Here is a 22664-nt window from a genome sequence, read left to right as displayed (position 1 = left end):
AGTGAGCCTTTTCTGAACGTTTACCCTTTTATAGATGACAGTAACCGCGTGTTTCGCTAAAGTTTTCGGCTCAAAAAAAATTTATGCCAAAAACTATCGCTCAGGGGAGCCATGCCAGATTCCAGTTCGTTAATGAGTCGCCGCCGTTTACTTCAGGGTGCAGGAGCTATGTGGCTGTTGAGCGTCAGCAAGGTTGGTTTTGCTGCCTCAAGCCAGGTGATAGCCGTGCGCGTCTGGCCGGCCTCGTCTTATACCCGCGTAACGCTGGAGTCGAACCATCAGCTTAAATACCGCCAGTTTGCGCTTAGCAACCCGGAACGCGTAGTGGTGGACATTGAAGGCGCGCATTTAAATTCGGTGTTAAAAGGCATAGGCAGCCAGGTTCGCGGCGACGATCCTTTTATTAAGTCGGCTCGCGTAGGGCAGTTCGACCCAAAGACCGTGCGTATGGTTTTTGAATTGAAACAAAACGTTACCCCACATCTGTTTGCGCTGGCACCGGTGGCCGAATTTAAAGAACGCCTGGTAATGGATCTTTACCCGGCCAATATGAATAGCGAGCAGGATCCGCTGCTGGCGCTGCTGGAAGATTACAACAACGGCCAGCTGGATAAGAAAATGCCGGCTGATAAAGGGCCGCAGCCGGGTAAAGCGGGGCGTGACCGCCCGATTGTCATCATGCTCGATCCCGGGCACGGCGGGGAAGATCCCGGCGCAATTGGCCCGAATAAGACCCGTGAAAAGGATATTGTGCTGAGCATTGCCCGCAGGCTGAAGGCGCTGCTGGACAAAGAAGGCAACATGAAGGCCTATATGACGCGAAACGAGGATGTTTTCATCCCGCTGAAAGTGCGCGTGGCTAAAGCCCAGAAGCAGCGGGCCGATCTGTTTGTTTCTATTCATGCGGATGCTTTCACTACCGCGGCCGCTCGCGGTTCATCGGTGTTTGCGCTGTCGACCAAAGGTGCCACCAGCACCGCGGCTAAATATCTTGCTCAAACCCAGAACGCCGCGGACTTAATCGGCGGGGTAGGCAAGAGCGGGGACCGTTATCTCGACCACACGATGTTCGATATGGTGCAGTCGCTGACCATCAACGACAGCCTGAAGTTTGGCAAAGAGGTACTGAACCGTCTCGGACGGGTAAATAAGCTGCATAAAAACAGCGTCGATCAGGCCGGGTTTGCAGTACTTAAAGCGCCGGATATTCCGTCGATTCTGGTGGAAACTGCGTTCCTCAGTAACCCGGAGGAAGAGCGTAAGCTGCGCACGGCGAAGTTCCAGCAGGAGGTGGCCGAGTCCATCCTGGCGGGGATTAAAGCCTACTTCTCGGACAGCTCGCGCCTGGCGCGAAGAGGGTAGAAGTAAAAGGCGCGCCTTTAATATAGCTGGCGCTTACCCTCTGTTATTCGCCCGTGACTTTCCTGGTGAACAACCAGAACAGCAGTGCCAGGAAACTAATTCCCGAACCCAGCAGGCACACGCCTTGCCAGCCCGCATGGGCATAAACCAGCGTTGTACTCATCGCGCCTGCGCCACTTCCGGCGGCATAAAAAAGCATATACAGCCCCACCAGGCGGCTATGAGCCTCCGGCCGGGTGCGGAAAATCATGCTCTGGTTGGTGACGTGCAGGGCCTGGCCACCTGAATCAAGCAAGATAATCCCTGCCACCAGCGCCCCTAAGGACCAGCTCATCAGCGAGAGCGGCCACCAGGCCAGCAGCAGCAAGAGAAGTGCGGCGAGGCTGGTATGCTGTGCAAGCCCCCGATCCGCCCATTTTCCGGCACGCGTTGCGGCCAGTGCTCCCACCGCACCGACCAGGCCAAAAGCCCCAATCAGCGTATGAGAGAAGCCGTAAGGGGCGGCGCTTAGCGGCAGCACCAGTGCGCTCCAGAAAACGTTAAAGGCGGCGAACATCAGCAGCGCCAGCACTCCGCGCACCTGCAACACTTTCTCCTGGCGGAGCAGGGTAAACATAGAGCCGATAAGTTGCGGATAGCTACGGGCGGCTGACGATAGCGCGAGTTCCGGTAGTTTGCGCCACAGCGGCAAAGCAATCGCCAGCATTAATACAGCGGAGCAGCAATAGACCGCTCGCCAGCCCGCAATATCGCTTATTCCTCCTGCAAAGACTCGCGCTAACAGCAGCCCAATGAACACGCCGCTTTGTGCGGAACCGACAACATGTCCGCGTTGATCGGGCGCGGCCGCGCTGGCCGCATAAGCAATTAACCCCTGCGTCATTGCCGTGCCCAGCAGCCCCACGGCCAGCAGGCTTACCAGCAGCACCGGCGCGGAGTGGGCGACTGCCACAGAAATAAGTGCGATGACCAGGCCCGCAATCTGGGCTGCCATCAGTTTACGGCGGTTCAGCAGGTCACCCAGGGGGACTAAAAAAAGCAAGGCCAGCGTGCAGCCTGCCTGGGTTGCGGTTATAAGCCCGCCGATGGCGGCGTGGCTAATGCCAAAGTCCTGCGCCAGCTTATCCAGCAGAGGCTGGGCATAGTAAACGTTCGCCACGCTCAGCCCGCTGGCAATGGAAAAAAGGGCGACCAGGCTCGCGGGCATACTGGCGGCTTCTGGTAAAGGCCGATGCCGTTCGGAGCAGGCTGTAACATCAACAAGCAGCGTTTTTCTCATCTTCTTTCCTCCCAGCCAATCTAGTTGCAAAACAAAACTGATTGAAGGGTAGAGAGTCTGGTTTTAAAATGCAACTTGTTTGCCTGGCGATAAGGGGAGAAAAATGCCGCAGGGAAATAATGCCAACCAGTTTTGCCCGGTCGCTCGCTGCATTGAGGCGGTAGGAGACCGCTGGTCGTTGCTTATTGTGCGCGATGCGTTTGACGGCGTACGCCGCTTTGGGGATTTCCAGCGGAGTCTGGGCGTAGCCAGAAATATTCTTTCTGACAGATTGCGCAAGCTTGTTGATGCCGGAGTGCTGGAATTGCAGGCCGCGTCCGACGGGACGGCTTATCAGGAGTATGTGTTAACGCAGATGGGGCTAAGCCTGTTCCCGGTTGTGGTGGCGCTGCGCCAGTGGGGAGAGCGTTATTTATTCGCGGAGAATGAGCCGCACTCTGAGCTTATCGATAAGCGCAGCGGCCAGCCTGTTGCTTTCATGATGCCGGTTTTACAGGACGGTAGTGCTTTACAGCCTGAAGATGCAATTGTGCGTAAGGTTGTGATTGCAGAAGAGTAATTCGCCAGAAGGGGCCGGGAGAAAATTTCCCGGATTGCAGATACAAAAAAACACCCGTAAGGGTGTTCTCAATGTTGGTTGCGGGGGCCGGATTTGAACCGACGACCTTCGGGTTATGAGCCCGACGAGCTACCAGGCTGCTCCACCCCGCGTCCGTCATACTGCTATTTTTTTAATGATTATTCATCATTGCGCTGTTAAAACAGCGACTTTTAATTGGTTGCGGGGGCCGGATTTGAACCGACGACCTTCGGGTTATGAGCCCGACGAGCTACCAGGCTGCTCCACCCCGCGTCCGTGGATGCGCACTATACTCTGCTCGCTTTTTGTTGCAACCCTTTTTTGGAAGAAATTCCTGAATTTCCCATTGGTTGTTGAATTTACCCGCATAATGCCCATAAAACAGGCGTTTTTACTATGTCACCCCCTCAACTCGTTTAATTCTCGCGGCGCGTTTGCTATCTTCGGCGAGGCATATAGAGGCAACCAGCAGGGCTAGAGAGTAATGAAAGGACGTTGGATTAAGTACATAGTAGCGGGGGCGATGGTAGCAATGCTGGCCGCCTGCTCATCAAAACCGACCGATCGCGGTCAACAATATAAAGACGGGAAGTTCTCCCAGCCTTTCTCACTGGTGAATCAGCCTGATGCGGTAGGGGCGCCAATCAACGGCGGTGACTATGCCGAGCAGGTTAATCAGATCCGCTCCGCTTCTCCTCGCCTCTATAATAATGGCAGCGACATTTATAACGCGGTGCAGCAGTGGCTGCGCGCCGGGGGCGATACTCGCCAGCTGAAGCAGTTTGGTCTGGATGCGTGGCAGATGGAAGGCGCGGATAACTACGGTAACGTCCAGTTCACCGGCTATTACACCCCGGTTATTCAGGCTCGCCATACCCGTCAGGGCGAATTCCAGTACCCAATCTACCGTATGCCGCCAAAACGTGGCCGCCTGCCTTCCCGTGCGGAAATCTACAGCGGCGCGTTGAGCGAGAGCTATGTGCTGGCCTACAGCAATTCTTTGATGGATAACTTCATCATGGATGTGCAGGGCAGCGGCTATATTGATTTTGGCGACGGCCAGCCTCTGACTTTCTTTGGCTATGCCGGGAAAAACGGCCACGCCTATCGCAGTATCGGTAAAGTGTTAATCGACCGTGGCGAAGTAAAGAAAGAAGATATGTCGATGCAGGCCATCCGCCACTGGGGCGAAACCCACAGCGAGGCTGAAGTCCGCGAGCTGCTGGAGCAGAACCCTTCCTTTGTGTTCTTCAAGCCCGCAAGCTATGCGCCGGTGAAAGGTGCCAGCGCCGTGCCGCTGATTGGCCGCGCATCCGTTGCGTCTGACCGCTCTATTATTCCTGCGGGCACAACGCTGCTTACCGAAGTGCCGCTGCTGGATAATAACGGCAAGTTTACCGGCCAGTACGAGCTGCGTGTGATGGTGGCGCTGGACGTGGGTGGGGCAATCAAAGGCCAGCACTTCGATATCTACCAGGGAATCGGCCCGGATGCCGGACACCGCGCGGGATGGTATAACCATTATGGTCGCGTTTGGGTGCTGAAACCGGCACCTGGAGCGGGCAACGGCGGGAATGTTTTTAGCGGTTGATGCTGCAAAGTTCCCACCTTCTATAGACGGGCTGTATAATCAGCCCGTTTTTTATTTCTGAGGATACCCCGATGTCTGTCGTTCTTTCCGATGCCTGGCTGCAACGCTTTGGCGGAACCGCTCGCCTGTATGGCCAGGCGGCGTTACAGCTGTTTGCTGAGGCTCACGTTTGTGTGATTGGCATCGGCGGCGTGGGATCGTGGGCGGCCGAAGCGCTGGCGCGTACCGGCATCGGCGCAATTACCCTGATTGATATGGACGACGTGTGTGTGACTAACACCAACCGCCAAATCCATGCTCTGCGGGATAACGTTGGTCAGGCAAAAACCGAAGTCATGGCCGCGCGCATTAAAGAGATTAATCCCGAGTGCCGGGTTACGGTGGTTGATGATTTCATCACCGCGGAAAACGTAGCGGAGCTGCTTAGTCAGGGATTCAGCTATGTTATTGACGCAATTGATAGCGTTCGGCCTAAAGCCGCACTGATAGCTTATTGTCGGCGCTATAAGATCCCGCTTGTGACTACCGGTGGAGCGGGCGGGCAGATCGATCCTACGCAGATCCAGGTGACCGATCTGGCAAAAACGATTCAGGATCCGCTTGCCGCCAAGCTGCGCGAGCGGCTGAAAAGTGATTTTGGCGTGGCGAAGAACAGCAAAGGAAAGCTGGGCGTGGACTGCGTATTTTCAACCGAAGCGCTGGTTTACCCTCAGGCCGATGGCTCGGTCTGTGCGATGAAAAGCACCGCTGAAGGGCCAAAGCGTATGGACTGCGCCTCCGGCTTTGGCGCGGCAACTATGGTTACCGCCAGCTTTGGCTTCGTGGCGGTGTCCCATGTGCTGAAGAAGATGATGGCGAAAGCGGCGCGAACCGCCGCCTGATTACGCCTGGCGCGCGGCCTGCTGAACGGCCGCTGCCAGCGCGGCAAGACCGCTGCTGCGTGAGGCGCTGAGCTGGTTGCGCAGCCCCAACTGGTCGAATAATTCCAGCGGATCTTTCTCCAACAGCTGCCGGGCGGTTTTCCCTTCTACTGCGGTCAGCAACACCGCCAGCAATCCTCGTACAATTCTTCCTTCACTGTCGCCGTAGAAGTGCAGCGTGCCGTCAGGCTGGCGGGTATAGCCCAACCATACGCGGTTTTCGCAGCCGCTGATTTCAATGCTCTCGTTTTTTAACTCGTCAGGCAGCGCCGGAAGCTGCTTGCCGAGCAGGATCAACTGGCGATATTTGTCTTCCCACTGCTGCAAAGCGGCAAACGTGGAGAGCAAAGTTTCTTCGTTCACGGCGGAGCCAAAAGGATGCCCGGCTAATAAAATATTGCTCATTTAGTCCACCAGAATGTCGAGGGCGCGGTCGATGGCTTGTACCAGGTGTTCCACGTCCTGCTGAGTGTTGTAGGGGGCGAAAGAGGCGCGAAGCGTGCCGCTAACGCCGAGAGCAGCCATCAGCGGCTGGGCGCAGTGCTGGCCGGCGCGCAGGGCAATGCCGGACTCCGCCAGCAGCGTAACTAAATCGCTATGGTGTACGCCCGCAAAATCGAATGCCAGCAGGCTTGAATCCTGGCAGCGGAAGCTGCGAAAGCCGGGGCGTTTAGCCAGTTCAGCTTCGGCAAGCGTTGCCAGGCTGCGGCTCCAGCTTTCAGCCTCGTGCAGATTAATCTCTTCAAGCCATTCCAGCGCCGCGCTGAGCCCGATAACGCCCGCTACGTTCGGCGTCCCTGCTTCAAAGCGATAAGGCACCGGCTGGGTTTTGAAGCCCTCGAACGAAACTTCAGTAATCATTTTGCCGCCCCCGAGCCAGGGTGACATCTGCTCGAGCAGCTCGGGTTTGCCGTACAGCGCGCCGATGCCGGTTGGGCCATAGAGTTTATGGGCGGAAAATGCGTAAAAGTCGATGTCCAGCGCCTGAACATCCGGCGGGCAGTGAACGATGCCCTGCGCGCCGTCGACCATCACAATGGCTCCGGCAGCGTGGGCAAGCGTAATGGCTTTTTCCAGGTCCGGGCAGCCGCCGGTGACGTTGGACATGTGCCCCAGAGCCAGAATACGGGTGCGCTCATTGATAAGCGTTGGAAGCTGGTTGAGATCGGGCAGCAGGTCATTTCCCAGCGGGAGTTTTATCACCCGAGCGCCCGTTTGTTCGGCAACCATCAGCCACGGCACGAAATTGGCGTGATGCTCGGCTTCGCTGATAATGATTTCGTCCCCGGCGGTAAGACGAGGGCGAGCGTAGCACTGCGCCACCAGATTGATGGCTTCAGTGGTTCCTCGTGTCCAGACCACGGACTTACCGCTTTGTGCATTAATCAGCCGCGCAACCTGGTCGCGCGCGGCTTCGTAGTGAGCGGTAAGGCGCTGTGCCTCCGGGAACTGGCTGCGGTGAACGTTACCCGCGCTCAGGCTGTAAAACTGCCGGGTGGCGTTGATTACGGCCTGAGGTTTAAGCGAAGTTGCCGCGCTATCGAGATAGACGCCTGAGTCTGCCAGCGCCGAAAACTGGGCGCGAAAGTGGGCGGGGTTAAATGCTGTCATGATGATCCTCAAGTCAATGAACAGATCGTCGCGCAAATCAGGGCGCGGCACAAGGTTTCAGTCACCATCGGAATAGTCCGCTTCTGCTGGCAAGATCGGAAAAGCAGGTTATGCTATTTATTGTTGGACTGATGTTTACGACTGTCAGTAGAAGAGATTTAAGTAGCATTAAACTCTATGCACAAGGAGAAGAATTATGAATAAAGCAGCCGCTATTGTTTCTGCCTGTATGATGACTTTTGCACTTGCAGCTTGTTCCAGCCCTAACTACATCATGCATACCAACGACGGGCGTGCCATCGTCTCTGAAGGTAAGCCGAAGACCGATGACGAAACCGGTATGATTAAGTACAAAGACGCCAACGGAAACATGCAGCAGATTAACCGCTCGGACGTGAAAGAGATGGTTGAGCTGAAGAAGTAAACGGCAGGCAAAAAAAAGCACCGCATTCGGCGGTGCTACATTAATCACTATGGACAGACAGGGTAAATGTACAGGAAGTGAAAAGGGGTAGCTTAGCTACCGTGGTCCGAAATGTCAGACCAATTGCAAACACAACAACACAACATCACAACCGTAAGCCAAAAGCCCTCCAGAACACGCATTCCAGACAACTTTTCGTTCCGACTCAGGAAGTGCCGCCACTATAGGTATTTGCTGGTGCATCCTCAACGGACAATTTATAATGGCTCAGATAAAAAAAACTAATAGGTAAACAAACAGCATCTGTTTGTTAATCATTATTAACACTTAAGCCAAATAACCCATGTCCAAGCGTTTACCACCTCTGAATGCGCTGCGCGTTTTTGACGCGGCGGCCCGTCACTTGAGTTTTACTAAAGCGGCCGAGGAGCTGTTTGTCACTCAGGCCGCTGTAAGCCACCAGATCAAGTCTCTGGAGGATTTTCTCGGCCTGAAACTGTTCCGTCGCCGCAACCGTTCGCTGTTGCTGACGGAAGAGGGGCAAAGCTATTATCAGGATATTAAAGAGATTTTTTCCCAGCTTACCGAAGCCACGCGCAAGCTGCAGGCGCGAAGCGCAAAAGGCGCACTGACGGTCAGTTTATTGCCAAGCTTTGCGATTCACTGGCTGGTGCCGCGCCTGACAAGCTTTAACTCAGCTTATCCGGGAATCGACGTGCGAATCCAGGCGGTTGACCGCCAGGAAGATAAGCTGTCGGACGATGTGGACGTGGCGATATTCTATGGTCGGGGTAACTGGCCGGGGCTCAGGGTTGAAAAGCTTTATGCTGAATATTTGCTACCGGTATGCTCGCCTATGCTGCTCACCGGCGATAAGCCGATTAAAACGCCGGAAGATTTAGCTAAGCACACTTTATTGCATGACGCTTCGCGCCGCGACTGGCAGACTTATACCCGCCAGCTTGGGGTGAGCCATATTAATGTCCAGCAGGGGCCTATTTTCAGCCACAGCGCGATGGTGCTCCAGGCCGCCATTCACGGTCAGGGTATTGCGCTGGCTAACAACGTGATGGCGCAAACCGAAATAGAGGCCGGCCGCCTGGTCTGCCCGTTTAACGATGTGCTGGTGAGTAAAAACGCCTTTTATCTGGTTTGTCATGACAGTCAGGCAGAACTGGGTAAAATAGCCGCGTTTCGACAGTGGATCCTGGCAAAGGCGGCCAGCGAGCAAGAAAAATTCCGTTTTCGCTACGAACAATAAGCAATCTTCGCGTGGCCAGGCCACGCCTCACTTTTAGGGTTACACCATGACCAGCCGATTCATGCTGATTTTTGCCGCCATCAGCGGCTTTGTTTTTGTTGCCCTGGGCGCCTTCGGGGCGCATGTATTAAGCAAATCTCTGGGCGTTGTGGAGATGGGCTGGATCCAGACCGGGCTTGAATATCAGGCATTTCACACCCTGGCTATTTTTGGCCTTGCGGTGGCGATGCAGAGACGCATCAGCATCTGGTTCTACTGGAGCAGCGTCTTTATGGCGCTCGGGACCGTATTATTTAGCGGCAGTCTCTACTGTCTTGCCCTGTCGCATCTGCGGCTGTGGGCGTTTGTTACCCCGGTGGGCGGCGTAAGCTTCCTTGCCGGTTGGATATTGATGTTAATTGGTGCTGTGCGCCTGAAACGTAAGGGCGTAAGCCATGAATAAAGTTATTTTGTACTGTCGCCAGGGTTTTGAGAAAGAGTGTGCGGCAGAAATCACCGACAAAGCCGGGCAGCGCGGCGTTTACGGGTTTGCCCGTGTTAAAGAACAGAGCGGCTACGTGGTATTTGAATGCTACCAGCCGGAAGAGGCGGATAAGCTGGCGCGCGAGCTGCCGTTTAGCGACCTGATTTTTGCCCGCCAGATGATCGTTGCCGGTGAGCTGTTAAAAGATCTGCCGCCGGAAGACCGTATTACGCCGGTTGTCGGCATGTTACAGGGCGTGGTTGAGAAAGGCGGTGACCTGCGCGTTGAGGTGGCGGACACTAACGAAAGCAAAGAGCTGATGAAGTTCTGCCGCAAGTTCACCGTGCCGCTGCGTTCCAGCCTGCGTGAAGCCGGGGTGCTGACTAACTACGAGACGCCAAAACGCCCGGTGGTACACGTATTCTTTATCGCCCCAGGCTGCTGCTATACCGGGTATTCGTACACCACCAACAATTCACCGTTCTATATGGGCATTCCGCGCCTTAAGTTCCCGTCCGACGCGCCGAGCCGCTCAACGCTGAAGCTGGAAGAGGCGTTTCACGTCTTTATCCCCGCGGACGAGTGGGATGAACGTCTGGCAAACGGCATGTATGCGGTTGATTTGGGCGCTTGCCCCGGCGGCTGGACCTATCAGCTGGTGAAGCGCAACATGTGGGTTTCTTCCGTTGATAACGGCCCGATGGCACAAAGCCTGATGGATACCGGGCAGGTAACCTGGCTGCGCGAGGATGGTTTTAAATACCGCCCGACGCGTGCCAATATTTCGTGGATGGTTTGCGATATGGTTGAAAAACCAGCAAAAGTCGCCAGCCTGATGGCGACCTGGCTGGTGAACGGCTGGTGCCGTGAGACTATTTTTAACCTCAAGCTGCCGATGAAAAAGCGCTATGAGGAAGTCTCCCAGAACCTGGCGCAGATCCGCGAGAAGCTGGAAGAAAACGGAATTAACGCCGAGATTAAGGCTCGCCAGCTTTATCACGACCGCGAAGAAGTTACCGTGCATATCCGCCGCTGGTGGGCTGCCACTGGCGGCCGTCGCGACGAGCGCTGATAGACACTTTCCCTCACCCTTGCCGGGTGAGGGTCAACTCCCCGCCAGCCTTAGCTGCTGTAAATTACCATCCAGCTGTAAATCCGTTTGTAGCCTTGCAACCTGGCGGCTGACGAACGCGCTCTGTTTGTGCTGCTCAAGCTTTTTACGCCATTTTTCCGGGACTTCATCAAGCCGCTGATAAATCTCTTCCAGAGTGGAGAACGTATTGATGAGCTGCGTCGCGCTTTTAGGACCGATGCCGGGCACGCCTGGAATTTTACTGCTGCTGATGCCCGCCAGGCCCCAGAAATCACCGAGCTGGCCGGGCTGCACGCCGTATTCATGCTCAATAAAAGGGGCGTCAAGCCAGCGTTTCTGGAAGTAGTCGCGGATTTGCAAAGTCGGAGCCAGTAGCTGACAGTAGCCTTTATCCGTGGAGACGATGGTTGCCCGGTGGCCGCCGGAAGCGACTTTGACCGCCAGAGTTGCGGCCAGGTCGTCAGCTTCGTTTCCTTTTGAGTGCCAGCACTGTACGCCGCGCCGGGTAAAGGCTTCGCGCAGGTTGGGCATTTCTGCATGCAGGTTTTCCGGCATAGGAGAGCGCCCGGCTTTGTAGTCCGGCAATACCTGATGACGCCAGCCGTCCCGACGTTCTTCGTCGTCGAACACCGCTACCGCGTGCGTTGGCTGGCTGTGGTTAATTAATTGTTCGAGGGCGTGCAGGCAGGTTTCAACGCAGGGAGAGCCTTGTACCGCATGTATGCGGCGGATCAGGTTTAACGCATCGACGATAAGTAAATGAATAGACATAAGAAATTTACCTTTAACAAGGATTGTCTTAGCCTAACACTTCCCGCCATCATGAGCTATTCTCATCGCAGAAATCAGGAATCTTTCTCGCAGAAACCTTATTAACTAAAGATGGAAAGACATTGCGTAGTCGTTAGGGGGCTATGTATATTTCTGGCGAATAAAAAAATAGAGAACATCATATGAGTAACACTAAACACCTCGCGCAACGTATTCAAAACCTGCAACCTTCGGCCATTCGTGAACTCCTTAAACACAGCAAAATGCCGGGCGTGATTTCGCTGGCCGGCGGTATTCCTTCCAGCGACCTTTTCGACAGAGAAGGGCTGGAACTGGCGACCCGCAAAGCGCTGGAAGAGAACTTCAATGAGGCCTTCCAGTATGGGCTGACCGAGGGCAATAGCGAGCTGCGTGAGCAGCTGGTTGAGCTTTGCCGGGAGCGCGGGATAACGACCCGTAGCGACCAATTACTGATTACCTCCGGATCGCAGCAGGCGCTGGACTTGCTGATGCGCGGCCTGGTGGATGAGGGCGACGTATTTGTGGTTGAACGCCCAACGTACCTGGCAACGCTGCAAATCCTTAGCCTGACGGGCGCTAAAGTTGCGTCGGTCGGCGGTGATGAGCACGGAATGATCGTTGATGAGCTGGAAGCGCTGCTGAAAACTACGCGCATTAAAGGCGTCTATCTGGTGCCGACTTTTGGTAACCCGAGCGGAACAACGATGAGCGCAGAGCGCCGCGAGAAGCTGGTAAAACTCGCCGCCGAATATGATTTCGTGATAATCGAGGACGATCCATACGGCGCCATCAGCTTTACCGACCGCCGCGAAAAAACGCTGCTTCAGATAGCGACGGAGCAGGGCTATGCCGACCACGTAGTTTATACTTCAACGTTCTCTAAAATTCTGGCGCCGGGGCTGCGCGTTGGCTGGATTATTCTGCCGGAGTGGATGAAGCAAAAGGTCGCTATTATCAAGCAGGCTACCGACCTTCACGCCAATTCTTTTACCCAGTCTCTGACGGCTGCCTACCTGACTCTGGGCAGGTTAAATCCGCAGATTGAGCTGATTCGTGAAGCCTACAGGCAGAAATGTCTGACGCTTTCGCGTCTGCTGGAAGAAGAGCTGAGCGAGCATATTACGTTCAATCAGCCTCAGGGCGGGATGTTCCTCTGGGCCTCGTTCCGCTACGAGTTTGATACCACCGCCTGGCTGCAAAAAACGCTGGAGAACGGCGTGGTTTATGTTCCCGGGGAATTCTTCTTTAGCGATCGTGCCGATAAGCGCACGCTGCGCTTCTCCTATGCGACGGCGACCGATGAACAGCTGGTTGAAGCGGTGAAGCGGCTGAAAGCATCACTCTAAAAGAAAGGCTCCCGATGGGAGCCTTTCTGCTTAGTCACAGGCGACAATTTTCAGCGCCAGGCCACCGCGAGAGGTTTCGCGATACTTGGCGTTCATGTCCTTGCCGGTTTCATACATCGTTTCGATAACTTTATCCAGGCAGACACGAGGTTCGCTGGTACGGCGCATTGCCATGCGAGCGGCGTTCACCGCTTTTACCGCAGCAATGGCGTTACGTTCGATGCACGGCACCTGAACCTGCCCGGCAACCGGGTCACAGGTCAGCCCCAGGTTGTGCTCCATGCCGATTTCTGCGGCGATGCAAACCTGAGTAGGGCTTCCGCCCAGCAGTTCCGCCAGACCGGCCGCAGCCATGGAACAAGCCACGCCGACTTCACCCTGGCAGCCCACTTCCGCGCCGGAGATTGAGGCGTTCATTTTGTACAGCGTGCCAATTGCCCCGGCCGCCAGGAAGTAGCGGGCGCAGGAGTTGGCATTCACTTGACGAATAAATTTGTCGTAGTAGGCCAGAACCGCAGGAACAATACCGCAGGCTCCGTTGGTGGGCGCGGTGACGACGCGGCCACCGGCTGCGTTCTCTTCGTTGACCGCCAGCGCAAACATGTTGATCCAGTCCACTACGGCCATCGGGTCAGAGCTGTTTTTGTCGCTGGTTACCAGCATACGGCGCAGGGCGGCGGCGCGGCGCGGTACGCGCATTTTGCCCGGCAACACGCCTTCGGTAGTAATACCGCGCTCAATTCCGCTACGCATGACTTCCCAAACGGCGGCAAAGTGGGCGTCAATCTCTTCCTGAGTATGCAGCGCCCGTTCGTTCAGCATCATCAGGCCGGAGAGCGACAGGCCGGTTTCGCGGCAATGGCGCTGTAAATCCGCAGCGTTTTTATACGGATAAGGCACGCTTACGCTGTTTTCGCTTTGCTGCCCAAAGTGCGCTTCATCAACGATAAAACCGCCGCCGATGGAGTAGTAGGTTTGGGTGTACAGCACTTTGTCACCGGCCAGAGCGCTAATGCGCATGCCGTTTTCATGCAATGCCAGGTTATCGGCATGGAAATTCATGCAGCTGTCCACCGGGAACTCTACTTCGTGCTGACCGTTGGCCAGCATCAGGCGCCCGTGGGTATTAACGTCCTGAATCACATGTGGGATTGAGTCGATATCAACGGTGTCCGGCAGATTACCGGCCAGCCCCATAATGATGGCGATATCGGTGTGGTGCCCTTTCCCCGTCAGGGAAAGCGAGCCGTAGACGTCAACCACCACGCGGGTGATATCGTGCAGAATGCCGCGCTCAATCAGGTCATCAGAGAACTGTTTACCGGCCTTCATTGGGCCGACGGTATGAGAGCTGGATGGGCCGATACCGATTTTGAAAATGTCGAATACGCTAATCATGAGACTTCCCTGCGTAAGAGACTTAAAGAAGAGAGCCGCCCGCGAAGGGCGGCTTTTAGAAGGCTTAGCTGAACAGCGAGTAGAAGATAGCGGAGATGGCAATCAGGCCCATAATCACAACGAATACGTTGCTGATATGGCCGCTGTATTTACGCATAGCCGGTACTTTCTGAATCGCATACATCGGCATCAGGAACAGGATCATCGCGATAACCGGGCCACCCAGAGTTTCAATCATACCCAGGATGCTTGGGTTCAGCGTAGCGACTGCCCAGGTGGTCACCAGCATGAACAGCGCGGTGATTTTGTTCAGTTTGTTGATTTCAATGCTCTTGCCTTTGCCGCGCAGAGACTTGATAACCATACCGTTGAAGCCTTCACGAGCGCCCAGATAGTGGCCGAGGAAGGATTTAGTAATCGCAATCATCGCAATGATTGGCGCCATCCAGGCGATAACCGGTGCGTTAAAGTGGTTAGCCAGGTAGGACAGGATAGAAATGTTCTGCGCTTTTGCCGCCGCCAGGTCAGCCGGGGACAGGCTCAGCACGCAGCTGAATACGAAGAACATTACGGTCAGCACCATCATGATGTGTGCACGAGCCAGAATGCTGGAGCATTTTTTCTCTGCGCCTTCGCCGTACTCTTCACGCTTCGCTACCGCGAAGGAGGAGATGATCGGGGAGTGGTTGAAGGAGAACACCATTACTGGAATTGCCAGCCACAGGGTCATCCACAGGCCGCTGCCGGTTGCCGGGGTTGCGCTGAAGGAAAGCGTTTCAAATGCCGCGCCGCTCCAGTTAGGAATCAGGTACAGCGCCAGAACCATCAGGGCCGCAACAAACGGGAATACCAGGATGCTCATCGCCTTCACGATCATCTGCTCGCCGAAACGTACGATGGTCATCATGCCGACAATCAGAATCAGGGAGAGAATGGCACGCGGTGGAGACGTCATACCCAGCTGGTGGGTAATGAAGCTGTCTACGGTATTGGTGATTGCCACGCTGTAAACCAGCAGGATTGGGTAGATAGCGAAGAAGTACAGCAGGGTAATCAGTTTACCCGCGCCGACGCCGAAGTGTTCTTCTACAACTTCGGTGATGTCTTCGCCCGGATTTTTACCGGACAGCACGAAGCGGGTCATACCGCGGTGTGCGAAGAAGGTCATCGGGAATGCAAGGATCGCCATGATGAACAGTGGGATCAGACCACCTACACCGGCGTTAATTGGCAGGAACAGAACACCTGCCCCAATCGCTGTGCCGTACAGGCCCAGCATCCACATGGTGTCGGTCTTGCGCCATGCGCCTTTTTTCTCAGCAGAGACAATACTGCTGGTTTGAGTGGTTTCCATCAACTTCTCCAAAGGAATGTTTCGTGCAATGTTGAAAAATTCGCAGTTAAAACGACGTTATGGTCATAACTGCTGAAACTAAATTCTGGCGACGGGCGTTTTTATAGTAGTTGTGGCCCGTAATAATCAGCGGGCGGAAAGATACATTTATGTCGCCTATGTATCAGTGATCGCGATCCCAAATGCGATAATCTACGTCATTAGCGTAACAATTCCGCATAACAATCTGTTCATGTATATCATCGTGAAATTTATGGGCGTGAAGCCTATCACTTGCGGATGATGCAATAAATTATACCCGACCAAATAACTCGGTTTTCACTGGAGAAAGTGGGTAAAACAGGTTTTTTCTACGAGGATTTATCTGTAGGCGTGATGTTTGGCGGTTTAGATGTGAACGCAATCGATTAACTGGAGCGGACGAGGGTAAAAAAGAAGGGCGACCAGCGGCCGCCCGTTTGTGATTAACGCACGATTTCGTAGCAGGGAATGTAGGCGCTGCCCGGAAGCTTCATGCGGTGCTGAGCGACAAAGCCCTGTAGCAGAGCGTCCATGCGCTGCATCATTTCCGGGTCACCGTGAATTTTATACGGGCCGAATTTTTCTATCGCGTGGATCCCGGCCTCTTTGACGTTACCCGCCACAATCCCGGAGAAGGCGCGGCGCAGCGAAGCCGCCAGTTTTTCTGCCGGCTGATCGGGGTAGAGTTGCAGGTTAGCCATATTCTCGTGGGTTGGTTCAAACGGCATTTGCAGGTCCGGCGCAATGCGAATTGACCAGTTAAACCCGTAGGCATCTCCGGTTTCGCGGCGGTTCTCTTTAACCTGCGGCATGGCTTTTTTCATCAGCCGCGCCACTTCTACAGCGTCATCGATGATGATTTTGTAATGGCGGCGTGCGGTTTCGCCCAGCGTGTTGACGATAAATTCGTCCAGCACGCGGAAGTAATCGGCGCTCTCTTTTGGCCCGGTCAGAATTAACGGCAGTACCTGGTCATGGTTATGCGGGTTCATCAGGATGCCCAGCAGGTAAAGCAGCTCTTCTGCCGTACCCACGCCGCCCGGGAAGATGATGATGCCGTGGGCGATACGCACGAATGCCTCAAGCCGTTTTTCAATGTCCGGCATGATAATCAGTTCGTTAACCAACGGGTTAGGCGGCTCGGCGGCGATGATTGATGGCTCCGTAAGGCCGATAAAGCGGCCTTCTTTATAGCGCTGCTGAGCGTGGCCCACGGCGGCACCTTTCATCGGCGCTTCCATCACGCCAGGCCCGCAGCCGGTACAGATATTCAACTCGCGCAGGCCGAGCTGGGTGCCGACGCGGCGGGCGTAGAGGTATTCGTTTTCGTTAATCGAGTGGCCGCCCCAGCAAACAACCAGGTTCGGAGCCTCGCCGACGTGTAGCGCACGGGCATTTCGTAAAATGGAAAACACCATGTTGGTGATATGAATGGAGTTTTCTTTATTCAGATGCTGGAAACGGCCAGCATTGGTGATTTGACCGTTAACGAACAGAATGTCTCGCAGTACCGCAAACAGGTTGGCCTGCAGCGCACGAATGATCCTGCCGTCTACAAAGGCGTCTTCCGGTGGGTTGATAAGTTCGAGTTTTACGCCGCGTTCACGGCGTAACACGTTGATATCGAAGTTCTGAAAGCGGGACAGCAGCTCTTTGCTGCTGTCGGTCTGGCTGCCGGAATTAAGCACCGCCAGCGAGCAGTTACGAAACAGTTGATAAAGGTCGCTGCTGGCCGTGCGTTTAAGCATATCGACTTCCAGCTGCGACAACATATCCATTGAGCCAAGCGGGCTAATATGTGTAATCAAGTGAACTCCTTACGGAACGAAAAGTGCCGTTCTCACAGATTACAATAGCCCTGGCTTGTTCACTTTAACAACCCGTAAACCGTAATCGGTTTTGTCGCTGGGAGCTATTTCGCACTTATTGGCGAACCAGGCGGCCAAAAGCGGGATGGAAATCGGTATTGGTGCGCCACGGGTTAATGTCCAGGCCACCGCGCCGGGTGTAGCGGGCGTAAACGCTCAGCGCCTGCGGCTGGCAGTAGCGCTGCAGGTCGTTAAAGATGCGCTCCACGCATTGCTCGTGGAATTCGTTATGGTGGCGGAAAGAGACCAGATAGCGCAGCAGTTTTTCACGGTCGATTTTCGGGCCGCGATAGCGAATTTGTACCGAACCCCAGTCCGGCTGGTGCGTTATCAGGCAGTTGGATTTCAGCAGGTGGCTGACCAGCGTCTCTTCCACGACCTCTTCTTTGGCCGCGCCTTCGAGATAATCTGCATCGAATTCATAGCTGTCGATGGTGATGTTCTGCTGGTCGATGCATTCTCCACTAAAGGCTGAAATTTCCTGTCCTTCAAGTTCATGAAGGCGGAACAGCACTACGCTGACATCGCCGCCTGCGCAGGCGCTTAAATCGCGCTTCAGGGTTTCCTGCACGGTTTCCCAGTCGGCAAAACGGGTTTGGTTAAAGCTGTTGAGGTAAAGCTTAAAGCTTTTGGACTCCACCAGGTTAACGCTGTTGGCGTCCAGCTGTACGTGGCCGACGGCAACCTGCGGCAGACCGTTGTTGTTCAGCCAGGAAAGCTCATACAGCGTCCAGATGTCTCCGCCGGTGAACGGCAGGCTGTCGGCATGCAGGCCGACAGGGTCGCGGTTGAGGCTGCGCGGTACGGCCTGCAGCAGGGAAGGCTGGTATTGATCCTGGTAAGCGGTCGGCTTACCCAGCGTCAGGCCACTCAGGGCCTGGTGATTTTCGTAGGACATGTTTCACCGAGATAAAGGTACAATCAGCTTTTATTGTACCCCAGCCTACGCGAGTGAGAAATTAATGAACGAAGTCAGCCTTGCCCTGGAAGAATTTACCCGTCGTTTTTGCGAGCTGTGGCAGCAAGAAACGGGGAGCTGGCCCGCCAGCGAAGCGCTGTACGGTATTCCGTCGCCCTGTATTGTCACCACCACGGGCGGTGATGTGCGCTGGCAGCCGCAGCCTTTGACTCCAGTGGCGGATTTGAGTGCCGTTGAGCGAGCGCTGGATATTGCCCTGCAGCCTGGTATTCATGAGTTTTACACCACGCAGTTTGCCGGAGATATGCCCGCGGTTTGTGGGACTACGGCATTGACGCTGTTGCAGGCCTGGAGCGAGGATGATTTTCTTCGCGTGCAGGAGAATCTGATAGGTCATCTGGTGACCCAAAAACGCCTGAAACTCTCGCCTACGTTGTTCCTGGCGACCACCGAAGACGAAATGGAAGTGGTTTCGCTGTGTAACTTGACAGGTGAGGTGGTGCTTGAAAGAATCGGCACCTCTCAACGCAGCGTGCTTTCTGCTTCCCTTCCCGCATTTCTTGACGCCTTAACACCTCAGGTTATTTAGCCATTTTACTCGCACCTTTGTGAGAGATCTCTTACAAGACCTGTGAGAGATCGCTACATTTAGCGGCAGACTAAATCAACGGTTATGGTTTTATATCTTTATTAAACAATTAGTTATTATTTTATTCGGAAGGTTCCGAATGAAAGTTTTTGCCCGCCGGTTCGCTACATACCTTGTCACAGGCGGCCAAATAGAGGATTCTATTGTCATCGACAGGACGTCGACGGATTGAAGGAGATATCAGGATGATGTCACTTCATGATGAAGAGGAACCCGCCGGGAAGGCGTTCAGGAAAGGCTTCACAGATGAAGCGAGGATAACTCAGGAAGAGTTAAAGGACACCTCCAGGATGGAGAATGAGAGCCGCAACAGGAGTTCGGTGGGTCAGGAAGACTTAAGGATTTAGCGTCAGGGTGATGCAGGACACCATCAGGATGACGGTAGCAGGATGCGTTGGCGACGGATTGTGGGTCAGGAGACCGTAGGACAAAGTTGTCACGGACGAGCAGGGAGCACTAAAAGTAGCTGGATTGGCTGCGAAACGAACCGGGAGCACTGTGTAAACAGTGCTCCCTTTTTTTATGCCTTTTTCCCGCACCGGCAAGAAGTGTTATTCTGTTCCGCCCTTTTTCACACAAGCATGAGGTTTTCATGGAGCGCCAGACTTTGGTTCGCCATCATTTACTCACCATTGAGCAGATCCTGCGCGATCACTCCCTCTGGCAGGGCCTGCCGCCCGACGCGGCGGCATTTGAAAGCACGCAGCCTTTCTGCATGGACACGCTGCAACCTCATGAGTGGCTGCAATGGGTGCTTATCCCGCGTATGCATGCCCTGCTGGAGAGCAACCATCCGCTGCCGGATGCCTTTGCCGTCGCGCCCTACTATGAAATGGCGCTGGATGCGACGCATGCCGTGCGCGAACCGCTGCTTGCAGCGCTGCTTGAGCTGGACGCGTTATTTGAGACGGGCGAGGCCTGATGCTGGAGATTATTTACCAGGATGAATGGCTGGTTGCGGTGAATAAACCCTCCGGCTGGCTGGTACATCGCAGCTGGCTGGACAGGCATGAAAAAGTTGTGGTGATGCAAACCGTGCGTGACCAGATTGGTCAGCATGTCTTTACCGTTCACCGTCTCGACAGGCCAACTTCCGGCGTGCTGCTGATGGGGCTTTCCAGCGAAGTAGGCCGCCTACTTTCACAGCAATTTGAGCAGCATCAGATCCAGAAACGCTACCATGCCGTGGTTCGCGGCTGGCTTCAGGATGAAGCGGTACTTGATTATCCGCTGGTCGAAGAGCTGGATAAAATTGCCGATAAATTTAGCGACCAGGATAAAGGGCCGCAGCCTGCGGTAACCCATTATCGCGGGATGGCGACGGTAGAAATGCCGGTTGCTGTGGGGCGCTACCCGACGGCGCGCTACAGTCTGGTGGAGCTTGAGCCGGAAACGGGCCGCAAGCACCAGCTACGTCGCCATCTTTCCCATCTTCGTCATCCGATAATTGGCGATTCCAAACACGGTGATTTGCGTCAGAACCGGGGCGCAGCGGAACATTTTGGCTGCCAGCGATTAATGCTGCACGCCAGCCAGCTTTCGCTCAATCATCCGGTGACCGGGGAGCCGCTGACGTTGAAAGCGGGTCTGGATGATACATGGATGCATATGCTGACGGAGTTCGGCTGGCGCGGCCAGCTACCGGATGTTGAAAATATTGAGTTTGATCCGGCGAGTTGCCAGGATAAGCCTTGTCTCTAATTCTTAAGGAGTTACCGATGGCCGAAGTAGGTATTTTTGTAGGCACTATGTATGGCAACGCGCTGTTAGTGGCGGAAGAGGCCGAAACCATTCTTAAAAAGCACGGCCATCAGGCAAAAGTGTTTGAAGACCCGGAACTGGCGGACTGGCAATACTATCGCAACCATTATGCGCTGGTTGTGACGTCAACGACCGGGCAGGGAGATTTGCCGGACAGTATCGTGCCGCTGTTTCAGGCGATTAAAGTTAAGGTCGGTTACCAGCCCGAGTTGCGTTACGGGCTGATAGCGCTCGGCGACAGCAATTATGACCATTTCTGCGGCGGCGGTAAGCAGTTTGATGCTTTGCTGCAGGAGCAGGGGGCAACCCGAATCGACAGCGTACTGACGATTGATGCTAACGATCACCCGGAGCCTGAAGTGGTTTCCGGCCCGTGGGTCGAGCACTGGGCGACGCTACTGAGCTGAGGCCTGGCCGGGCGGGTAACATCAGGCTTACCCGCCCCGGAAGGGGCTCAGTTTAGCGGTTGCTCGTTATCGCGGCGGTAGGCACCAGGCGAGGTGTTGAAACGTTTTCCGAAGGTGCGGGTAAAAGACTGCTGCGAATCGAACCCGTAACGCACAGAAATATCGAGGATCTTATCCGAGGTATTTTTCAGATCGTCGGCCGCTAACTGCAATTTGCGTTCGCGAATGTAGGCCCCGAGGCTTTTTCCCGCCCAGTCAGAGAACATCCGCTGTAAGTACCACTTTGAGTATCCGGACTGCCTTGCGACTTCTTCAATACGCAGCGGGCGCTGCATATTGCCGTCGACCCATTCAAGCAGAGATTCCATAAAATCTTTAGGCATGGACATATCACCTCCTTCTACATCTTTTTCGATTATTGAGTTGCTCTATTCCCACCAGGAGTCGAAGACCTGGCTCTGTTTGCTGACTTCAACTATCTGACCCATTTCCGGGGTCAGCAGGGCGTAACCGCGCCCGACGCTGGCGGCAGCGATACGGCGGAAAGGCTCATCCCAGCTGTGGTTGGCCAGGGCAAAACGCCCCGCATGCCCCGGCACCATGGTTTTCGCTCCCAGCTCTTCGGTTGCCTGAGCGGCCTCTTCGGGCATCATGTGAATATATTTCCAGCCTTCGTCGTACTGGCCGTTTTCCATGATGGCGAGATCGATATCGCTGAACTGCTCGCCTATCTGCCTGAAGTGCGGGCCGTACCCGGTATCGCCGCTGTAGTAAACTTTTCGCTGCGGCGAGACCAGCATAAAGCTTGCCCACAGGGTTTTATTGCCGGTTAAACCCCGCCCCGAGAAGTGGCGAGCGGGCAGGGCGTGAACCGTCAGCTCACCGTCGATGGCCATCTTTTCCTGCCAGTCCAGCTCGTGGATAAGCGCAGGAGAAAAACCCCAGGCTTCGAGATGAGCACCGACGCCGAGCGGGGTCACTATCTGTTTTATTTTCGACTTCAACGCCCGCAGGGTCGGGTAATCAAGATGATCCCAGTGATCGTGAGAGATGATAACGACATCGATCTCCGGCATGTCTTCCGCCCGCCACGGGTAATCGCCGACGAAGGCTTTGTTCAAAAAGGCGAAAGGGGCAGCGTAATGGCTGAACACCGGGTCGATAAGAATGCGTTTCCCGCCAAGCTGAATAAACCAGGAAGAATGGCCCAGCCAGACCACAACATCCTGCTGCTTATCCAGCGCCGCAAGGTCGGTTTTTACCAGCGGAAGCGGGCTGTCAGGCTTTACCGTATCCGGGCGGGCGAAGAAGAAATCCCACAGCGCCGCCACACGACCGCGTTTGTCGGTCATCATTGGCGTTTCGCTCTGGTTGTGGAATTTGCCGTCGCGGTACTGCGGCGATTGCTGGATGCGTTCGAGACGGCTGCCCTGAGGCAATTTGCCAAATTCAGTCATCGGGAACAGCGCGGCACTGGTGGCGGTAAGGCCTAATAACATAATCACGACCATGAATTTCAGGGTTAACGAACGCTTGCCAGAATGCGCGGCAGCCATAGGGATTCT

Annotated in this window: 24 protein-coding genes and 2 tRNA genes; 14 read left to right on the top strand and 12 right to left on the bottom strand. The window is 54.9% G+C overall.

Annotated features, from left to right (window positions below; translation table 11 throughout):
* Nucleotides 1-111: 111 nt before the first annotated feature.
* Complete coding sequence (amiC, locus tag HMPREF0201_RS17160; protein WP_039898757.1) at nt 112-1362, top strand: N-acetylmuramoyl-L-alanine amidase AmiC; 1251 nt, start codon at nt 112-114, stop codon at nt 1360-1362.
* 43 nt (nt 1363-1405) lie between these two features.
* On the opposite strand, the gene HMPREF0201_RS17155 is transcribed toward amiC, so the two are convergent.
* On the bottom strand, nt 1406-2569 hold the full coding sequence (locus HMPREF0201_RS17155; RefSeq protein ID WP_016538036.1) for an MFS transporter: 1164 nt from the start codon (nt 2567-2569) through the stop codon (nt 1406-1408).
* Nucleotides 2570-2744: 175 nt separating this feature from the next.
* Here HMPREF0201_RS17155 and HMPREF0201_RS17150 point away from each other — a divergent pair, with 175 nt between their 5' ends.
* On the top strand, nt 2745-3200 hold the full coding sequence (locus HMPREF0201_RS17150; RefSeq protein WP_016538035.1) for a winged helix-turn-helix transcriptional regulator: 456 nt from the start codon (nt 2745-2747) through the stop codon (nt 3198-3200).
* Nucleotides 3201-3275: 75 nt separating this feature from the next.
* On the opposite strand, the gene HMPREF0201_RS17145 is transcribed toward HMPREF0201_RS17150, so the two are convergent.
* Nucleotides 3276-3352, bottom strand: a tRNA-Met gene (locus tag HMPREF0201_RS17145).
* A 65-nt stretch (nt 3353-3417) separates the two neighbouring features.
* Nucleotides 3418-3494 (bottom strand) — tRNA-Met (locus HMPREF0201_RS17140).
* 211 nt (nt 3495-3705) lie between these two features.
* On the opposite strand from HMPREF0201_RS17140, the gene mltA reads away from it, so the two are divergent.
* Both mltA and tcdA read left to right on the top strand, forming a co-directional pair.
* Nucleotides 3706-4812, top strand: a complete 1107-nt coding sequence (gene mltA, locus HMPREF0201_RS17135; protein WP_016538033.1) for a murein transglycosylase A — start codon at nt 3706-3708, stop codon at nt 4810-4812.
* Between the two features lie 71 nt (nt 4813-4883).
* A complete protein-coding gene (tcdA, locus tag HMPREF0201_RS17130) occupies nt 4884-5693 on the top strand; it encodes a tRNA cyclic N6-threonylcarbamoyladenosine(37) synthase TcdA (RefSeq protein ID WP_016538032.1) in 810 nt (269 codons plus the stop codon).
* Here the strand turns inward: tcdA and csdE are convergent, their stop codons facing one another.
* Nucleotides 5694-6137, bottom strand: coding sequence for a cysteine desulfurase sulfur acceptor subunit CsdE (gene csdE / locus HMPREF0201_RS17125; protein ID WP_016538031.1), 444 nt, complete (start codon nt 6135-6137; stop codon nt 5694-5696).
* Complete coding sequence (csdA, locus tag HMPREF0201_RS17120) at nt 6138-7343, bottom strand: cysteine desulfurase CsdA (RefSeq protein WP_039898752.1); 1206 nt, start codon at nt 7341-7343, stop codon at nt 6138-6140. It lies immediately after the preceding gene.
* A gap of 196 nt (nt 7344-7539) precedes the next feature.
* On the opposite strand from csdA, the gene HMPREF0201_RS17115 reads away from it, so the two are divergent.
* From HMPREF0201_RS17115 to rlmM, 4 genes are all read left to right on the top strand, one after another.
* Nucleotides 7540-7767, top strand: a complete 228-nt coding sequence (locus HMPREF0201_RS17115) for a YgdI/YgdR family lipoprotein (RefSeq protein WP_016538029.1) — start codon at nt 7540-7542, stop codon at nt 7765-7767.
* 343 nt (nt 7768-8110) lie between these two features.
* Nucleotides 8111-9028 carry a glycine cleavage system transcriptional regulator GcvA gene (gcvA, locus tag HMPREF0201_RS17110; protein ID WP_016538028.1) on the top strand — a complete coding sequence of 306 codons (918 nt, stop codon included), beginning with the start codon at nt 8111-8113 and terminating at the stop codon, nt 9026-9028.
* A gap of 46 nt (nt 9029-9074) precedes the next feature.
* Nucleotides 9075-9470, top strand: coding sequence for a DUF423 domain-containing protein (locus tag HMPREF0201_RS17105; RefSeq protein WP_016538027.1), 396 nt, complete (start codon nt 9075-9077; stop codon nt 9468-9470).
* The gene (gene rlmM, locus HMPREF0201_RS17100) at nt 9463-10563 is read left to right on the top strand and encodes a 23S rRNA (cytidine(2498)-2'-O)-methyltransferase RlmM (protein WP_016538026.1); all 1101 of its coding nucleotides are present in this window, start codon (nt 9463-9465) and stop codon (nt 10561-10563) included. The genes HMPREF0201_RS17105 and rlmM overlap by 8 nt, the downstream gene beginning before the upstream one ends.
* A 33-nt stretch (nt 10564-10596) precedes the next feature.
* Here the strand turns inward: rlmM and xni are convergent, their stop codons facing one another.
* The gene (gene xni, locus HMPREF0201_RS17095; RefSeq protein WP_016538025.1) at nt 10597-11355 is read right to left on the bottom strand and encodes a flap endonuclease Xni; all 759 of its coding nucleotides are present in this window, start codon (nt 11353-11355) and stop codon (nt 10597-10599) included.
* A 182-nt stretch (nt 11356-11537) separates the two neighbouring features.
* Between xni and HMPREF0201_RS17090 the strand changes: the two genes are divergently transcribed.
* The gene (locus HMPREF0201_RS17090) at nt 11538-12722 is read left to right on the top strand and encodes an aminotransferase-like domain-containing protein (RefSeq protein ID WP_016538024.1); all 1185 of its coding nucleotides are present in this window, start codon (nt 11538-11540) and stop codon (nt 12720-12722) included.
* Nucleotides 12723-12752: 30 nt separating this feature from the next.
* Here the strand turns inward: HMPREF0201_RS17090 and HMPREF0201_RS17085 are convergent, their stop codons facing one another.
* From HMPREF0201_RS17085 to queF, 4 genes are all read right to left on the bottom strand, one after another.
* Nucleotides 12753-14120: an L-serine ammonia-lyase gene (locus HMPREF0201_RS17085; protein WP_016538023.1), complete on the bottom strand. Its 1368-nt coding sequence runs from the start codon at nt 14118-14120 to the stop codon at nt 12753-12755.
* Between the two features lie 64 nt (nt 14121-14184).
* Nucleotides 14185-15474: an HAAAP family serine/threonine permease gene (locus HMPREF0201_RS17080; RefSeq protein WP_016538022.1), complete on the bottom strand. Its 1290-nt coding sequence runs from the start codon at nt 15472-15474 to the stop codon at nt 14185-14187.
* Nucleotides 15475-15938: 464 nt separating this feature from the next.
* The gene (ppnN, locus tag HMPREF0201_RS17075; RefSeq protein ID WP_039898749.1) at nt 15939-17303 is read right to left on the bottom strand and encodes a nucleotide 5'-monophosphate nucleosidase PpnN; all 1365 of its coding nucleotides are present in this window, start codon (nt 17301-17303) and stop codon (nt 15939-15941) included.
* Between the two features lie 115 nt (nt 17304-17418).
* The gene (gene queF / locus HMPREF0201_RS17070; protein WP_016538020.1) at nt 17419-18261 is read right to left on the bottom strand and encodes an NADPH-dependent 7-cyano-7-deazaguanine reductase QueF; all 843 of its coding nucleotides are present in this window, start codon (nt 18259-18261) and stop codon (nt 17419-17421) included.
* A gap of 64 nt (nt 18262-18325) precedes the next feature.
* Between queF and syd the strand changes: the two genes are divergently transcribed.
* The 5 genes from syd (at nt 18326) to HMPREF0201_RS17050 (ending at nt 21099) form a co-directional block, all read left to right on the top strand.
* Nucleotides 18326-18871: a SecY-interacting protein gene (gene syd, locus HMPREF0201_RS17065; protein ID WP_039898747.1), complete on the top strand. Its 546-nt coding sequence runs from the start codon at nt 18326-18328 to the stop codon at nt 18869-18871.
* A 245-nt stretch (nt 18872-19116) separates the two neighbouring features.
* The gene (locus HMPREF0201_RS23215; protein ID WP_167344791.1) at nt 19117-19278 is read left to right on the top strand and encodes a hypothetical protein; all 162 of its coding nucleotides are present in this window, start codon (nt 19117-19119) and stop codon (nt 19276-19278) included.
* Between the two features lie 245 nt (nt 19279-19523).
* Nucleotides 19524-19853: a YqcC family protein gene (locus HMPREF0201_RS17060; protein ID WP_016538018.1), complete on the top strand. Its 330-nt coding sequence runs from the start codon at nt 19524-19526 to the stop codon at nt 19851-19853.
* Entirely contained in the window at nt 19853-20632 is a 780-nt protein-coding gene (gene truC / locus HMPREF0201_RS17055; RefSeq protein ID WP_016538017.1) for a tRNA pseudouridine(65) synthase TruC, read from the top strand. Before HMPREF0201_RS17060 ends, truC begins: the two co-directional genes overlap by 1 nt.
* 17 nt (nt 20633-20649) lie before the next feature.
* On the top strand, nt 20650-21099 hold the full coding sequence (locus HMPREF0201_RS17050; protein ID WP_016538016.1) for a flavodoxin: 450 nt from the start codon (nt 20650-20652) through the stop codon (nt 21097-21099).
* 47 nt (nt 21100-21146) lie between these two features.
* Here the strand turns inward: HMPREF0201_RS17050 and HMPREF0201_RS17045 are convergent, their stop codons facing one another.
* Together HMPREF0201_RS17045 and HMPREF0201_RS17040 are read right to left on the bottom strand one after the other, a co-directional pair.
* Nucleotides 21147-21488, bottom strand: coding sequence for a helix-turn-helix domain-containing protein (locus HMPREF0201_RS17045; protein WP_016538015.1), 342 nt, complete (start codon nt 21486-21488; stop codon nt 21147-21149).
* A 39-nt stretch (nt 21489-21527) separates the two neighbouring features.
* Entirely contained in the window at nt 21528-22655 is a 1128-nt protein-coding gene (locus tag HMPREF0201_RS17040) for an MBL fold metallo-hydrolase (RefSeq protein ID WP_016538014.1), read from the bottom strand.
* Between the last annotated feature and the right edge of the window lie 9 nt (nt 22656-22664).

Origin of the sequence: Cedecea davisae DSM 4568 (assembly GCF_000412335.2) — a bacterium.
Lineage (GTDB): Bacteria > Pseudomonadota > Gammaproteobacteria > Enterobacterales > Enterobacteriaceae > Cedecea > Cedecea davisae.
Note: the sequence above shows the minus strand (reverse complement) of the source record. Positions and strands in the feature narration are given on the sequence as shown.

What these genes read in the sequence shown, in the direction of transcription:
- csdA (WP_039898752.1), bottom strand. Translation starts at nt 7,343, where the DNA reads ATGACAGCATTTAACCCCGCCCACTTTCGCGCCCAGTTTTCGGCGCTG.
- rlmM (WP_016538026.1), top strand. Translation starts at nt 9,463, where the DNA reads ATGAATAAAGTTATTTTGTACTGTCGCCAGGGTTTTGAGAAAGAGTGT.
- HMPREF0201_RS17155 (WP_016538036.1), bottom strand. Translation starts at nt 2,569, where the DNA reads ATGCCCGCGAGCCTGGTCGCCCTTTTTTCCATTGCCAGCGGGCTGAGC.
- xni (WP_016538025.1), bottom strand. Translation starts at nt 11,355, where the DNA reads ATGTCTATTCATTTACTTATCGTCGATGCGTTAAACCTGATCCGCCGC.
- HMPREF0201_RS17150 (WP_016538035.1), top strand. Translation starts at nt 2,745, where the DNA reads ATGCCGCAGGGAAATAATGCCAACCAGTTTTGCCCGGTCGCTCGCTGC.
- truC (WP_016538017.1), top strand. Translation starts at nt 19,853, where the DNA reads ATGCTGGAGATTATTTACCAGGATGAATGGCTGGTTGCGGTGAATAAA.
- HMPREF0201_RS17050 (WP_016538016.1), top strand. Translation starts at nt 20,650, where the DNA reads ATGGCCGAAGTAGGTATTTTTGTAGGCACTATGTATGGCAACGCGCTG.
- queF (WP_016538020.1), bottom strand. Translation starts at nt 18,261, where the DNA reads ATGTCCTACGAAAATCACCAGGCCCTGAGTGGCCTGACGCTGGGTAAG.
- amiC (WP_039898757.1), top strand. Translation starts at nt 112, where the DNA reads ATGCCAGATTCCAGTTCGTTAATGAGTCGCCGCCGTTTACTTCAGGGT.
- mltA (WP_016538033.1), top strand. Translation starts at nt 3,706, where the DNA reads ATGAAAGGACGTTGGATTAAGTACATAGTAGCGGGGGCGATGGTAGCA.
- HMPREF0201_RS17080 (WP_016538022.1), bottom strand. Translation starts at nt 15,474, where the DNA reads ATGGAAACCACTCAAACCAGCAGTATTGTCTCTGCTGAGAAAAAAGGC.
- HMPREF0201_RS17040 (WP_016538014.1), bottom strand. Translation starts at nt 22,655, where the DNA reads ATGGCTGCCGCGCATTCTGGCAAGCGTTCGTTAACCCTGAAATTCATG.
- syd (WP_039898747.1), top strand. Translation starts at nt 18,326, where the DNA reads ATGAACGAAGTCAGCCTTGCCCTGGAAGAATTTACCCGTCGTTTTTGC.
- tcdA (WP_016538032.1), top strand. Translation starts at nt 4,884, where the DNA reads ATGTCTGTCGTTCTTTCCGATGCCTGGCTGCAACGCTTTGGCGGAACC.
- gcvA (WP_016538028.1), top strand. Translation starts at nt 8,111, where the DNA reads ATGTCCAAGCGTTTACCACCTCTGAATGCGCTGCGCGTTTTTGACGCG.
- HMPREF0201_RS23215 (WP_167344791.1), top strand. Translation starts at nt 19,117, where the DNA reads ATGATGTCACTTCATGATGAAGAGGAACCCGCCGGGAAGGCGTTCAGG.
- HMPREF0201_RS17090 (WP_016538024.1), top strand. Translation starts at nt 11,538, where the DNA reads ATGAGTAACACTAAACACCTCGCGCAACGTATTCAAAACCTGCAACCT.
- HMPREF0201_RS17085 (WP_016538023.1), bottom strand. Translation starts at nt 14,120, where the DNA reads ATGATTAGCGTATTCGACATTTTCAAAATCGGTATCGGCCCATCCAGC.
- HMPREF0201_RS17105 (WP_016538027.1), top strand. Translation starts at nt 9,075, where the DNA reads ATGACCAGCCGATTCATGCTGATTTTTGCCGCCATCAGCGGCTTTGTT.
- HMPREF0201_RS17115 (WP_016538029.1), top strand. Translation starts at nt 7,540, where the DNA reads ATGAATAAAGCAGCCGCTATTGTTTCTGCCTGTATGATGACTTTTGCA.
- HMPREF0201_RS17045 (WP_016538015.1), bottom strand. Translation starts at nt 21,488, where the DNA reads ATGTCCATGCCTAAAGATTTTATGGAATCTCTGCTTGAATGGGTCGAC.
- HMPREF0201_RS17060 (WP_016538018.1), top strand. Translation starts at nt 19,524, where the DNA reads ATGGAGCGCCAGACTTTGGTTCGCCATCATTTACTCACCATTGAGCAG.
- csdE (WP_016538031.1), bottom strand. Translation starts at nt 6,137, where the DNA reads ATGAGCAATATTTTATTAGCCGGGCATCCTTTTGGCTCCGCCGTGAAC.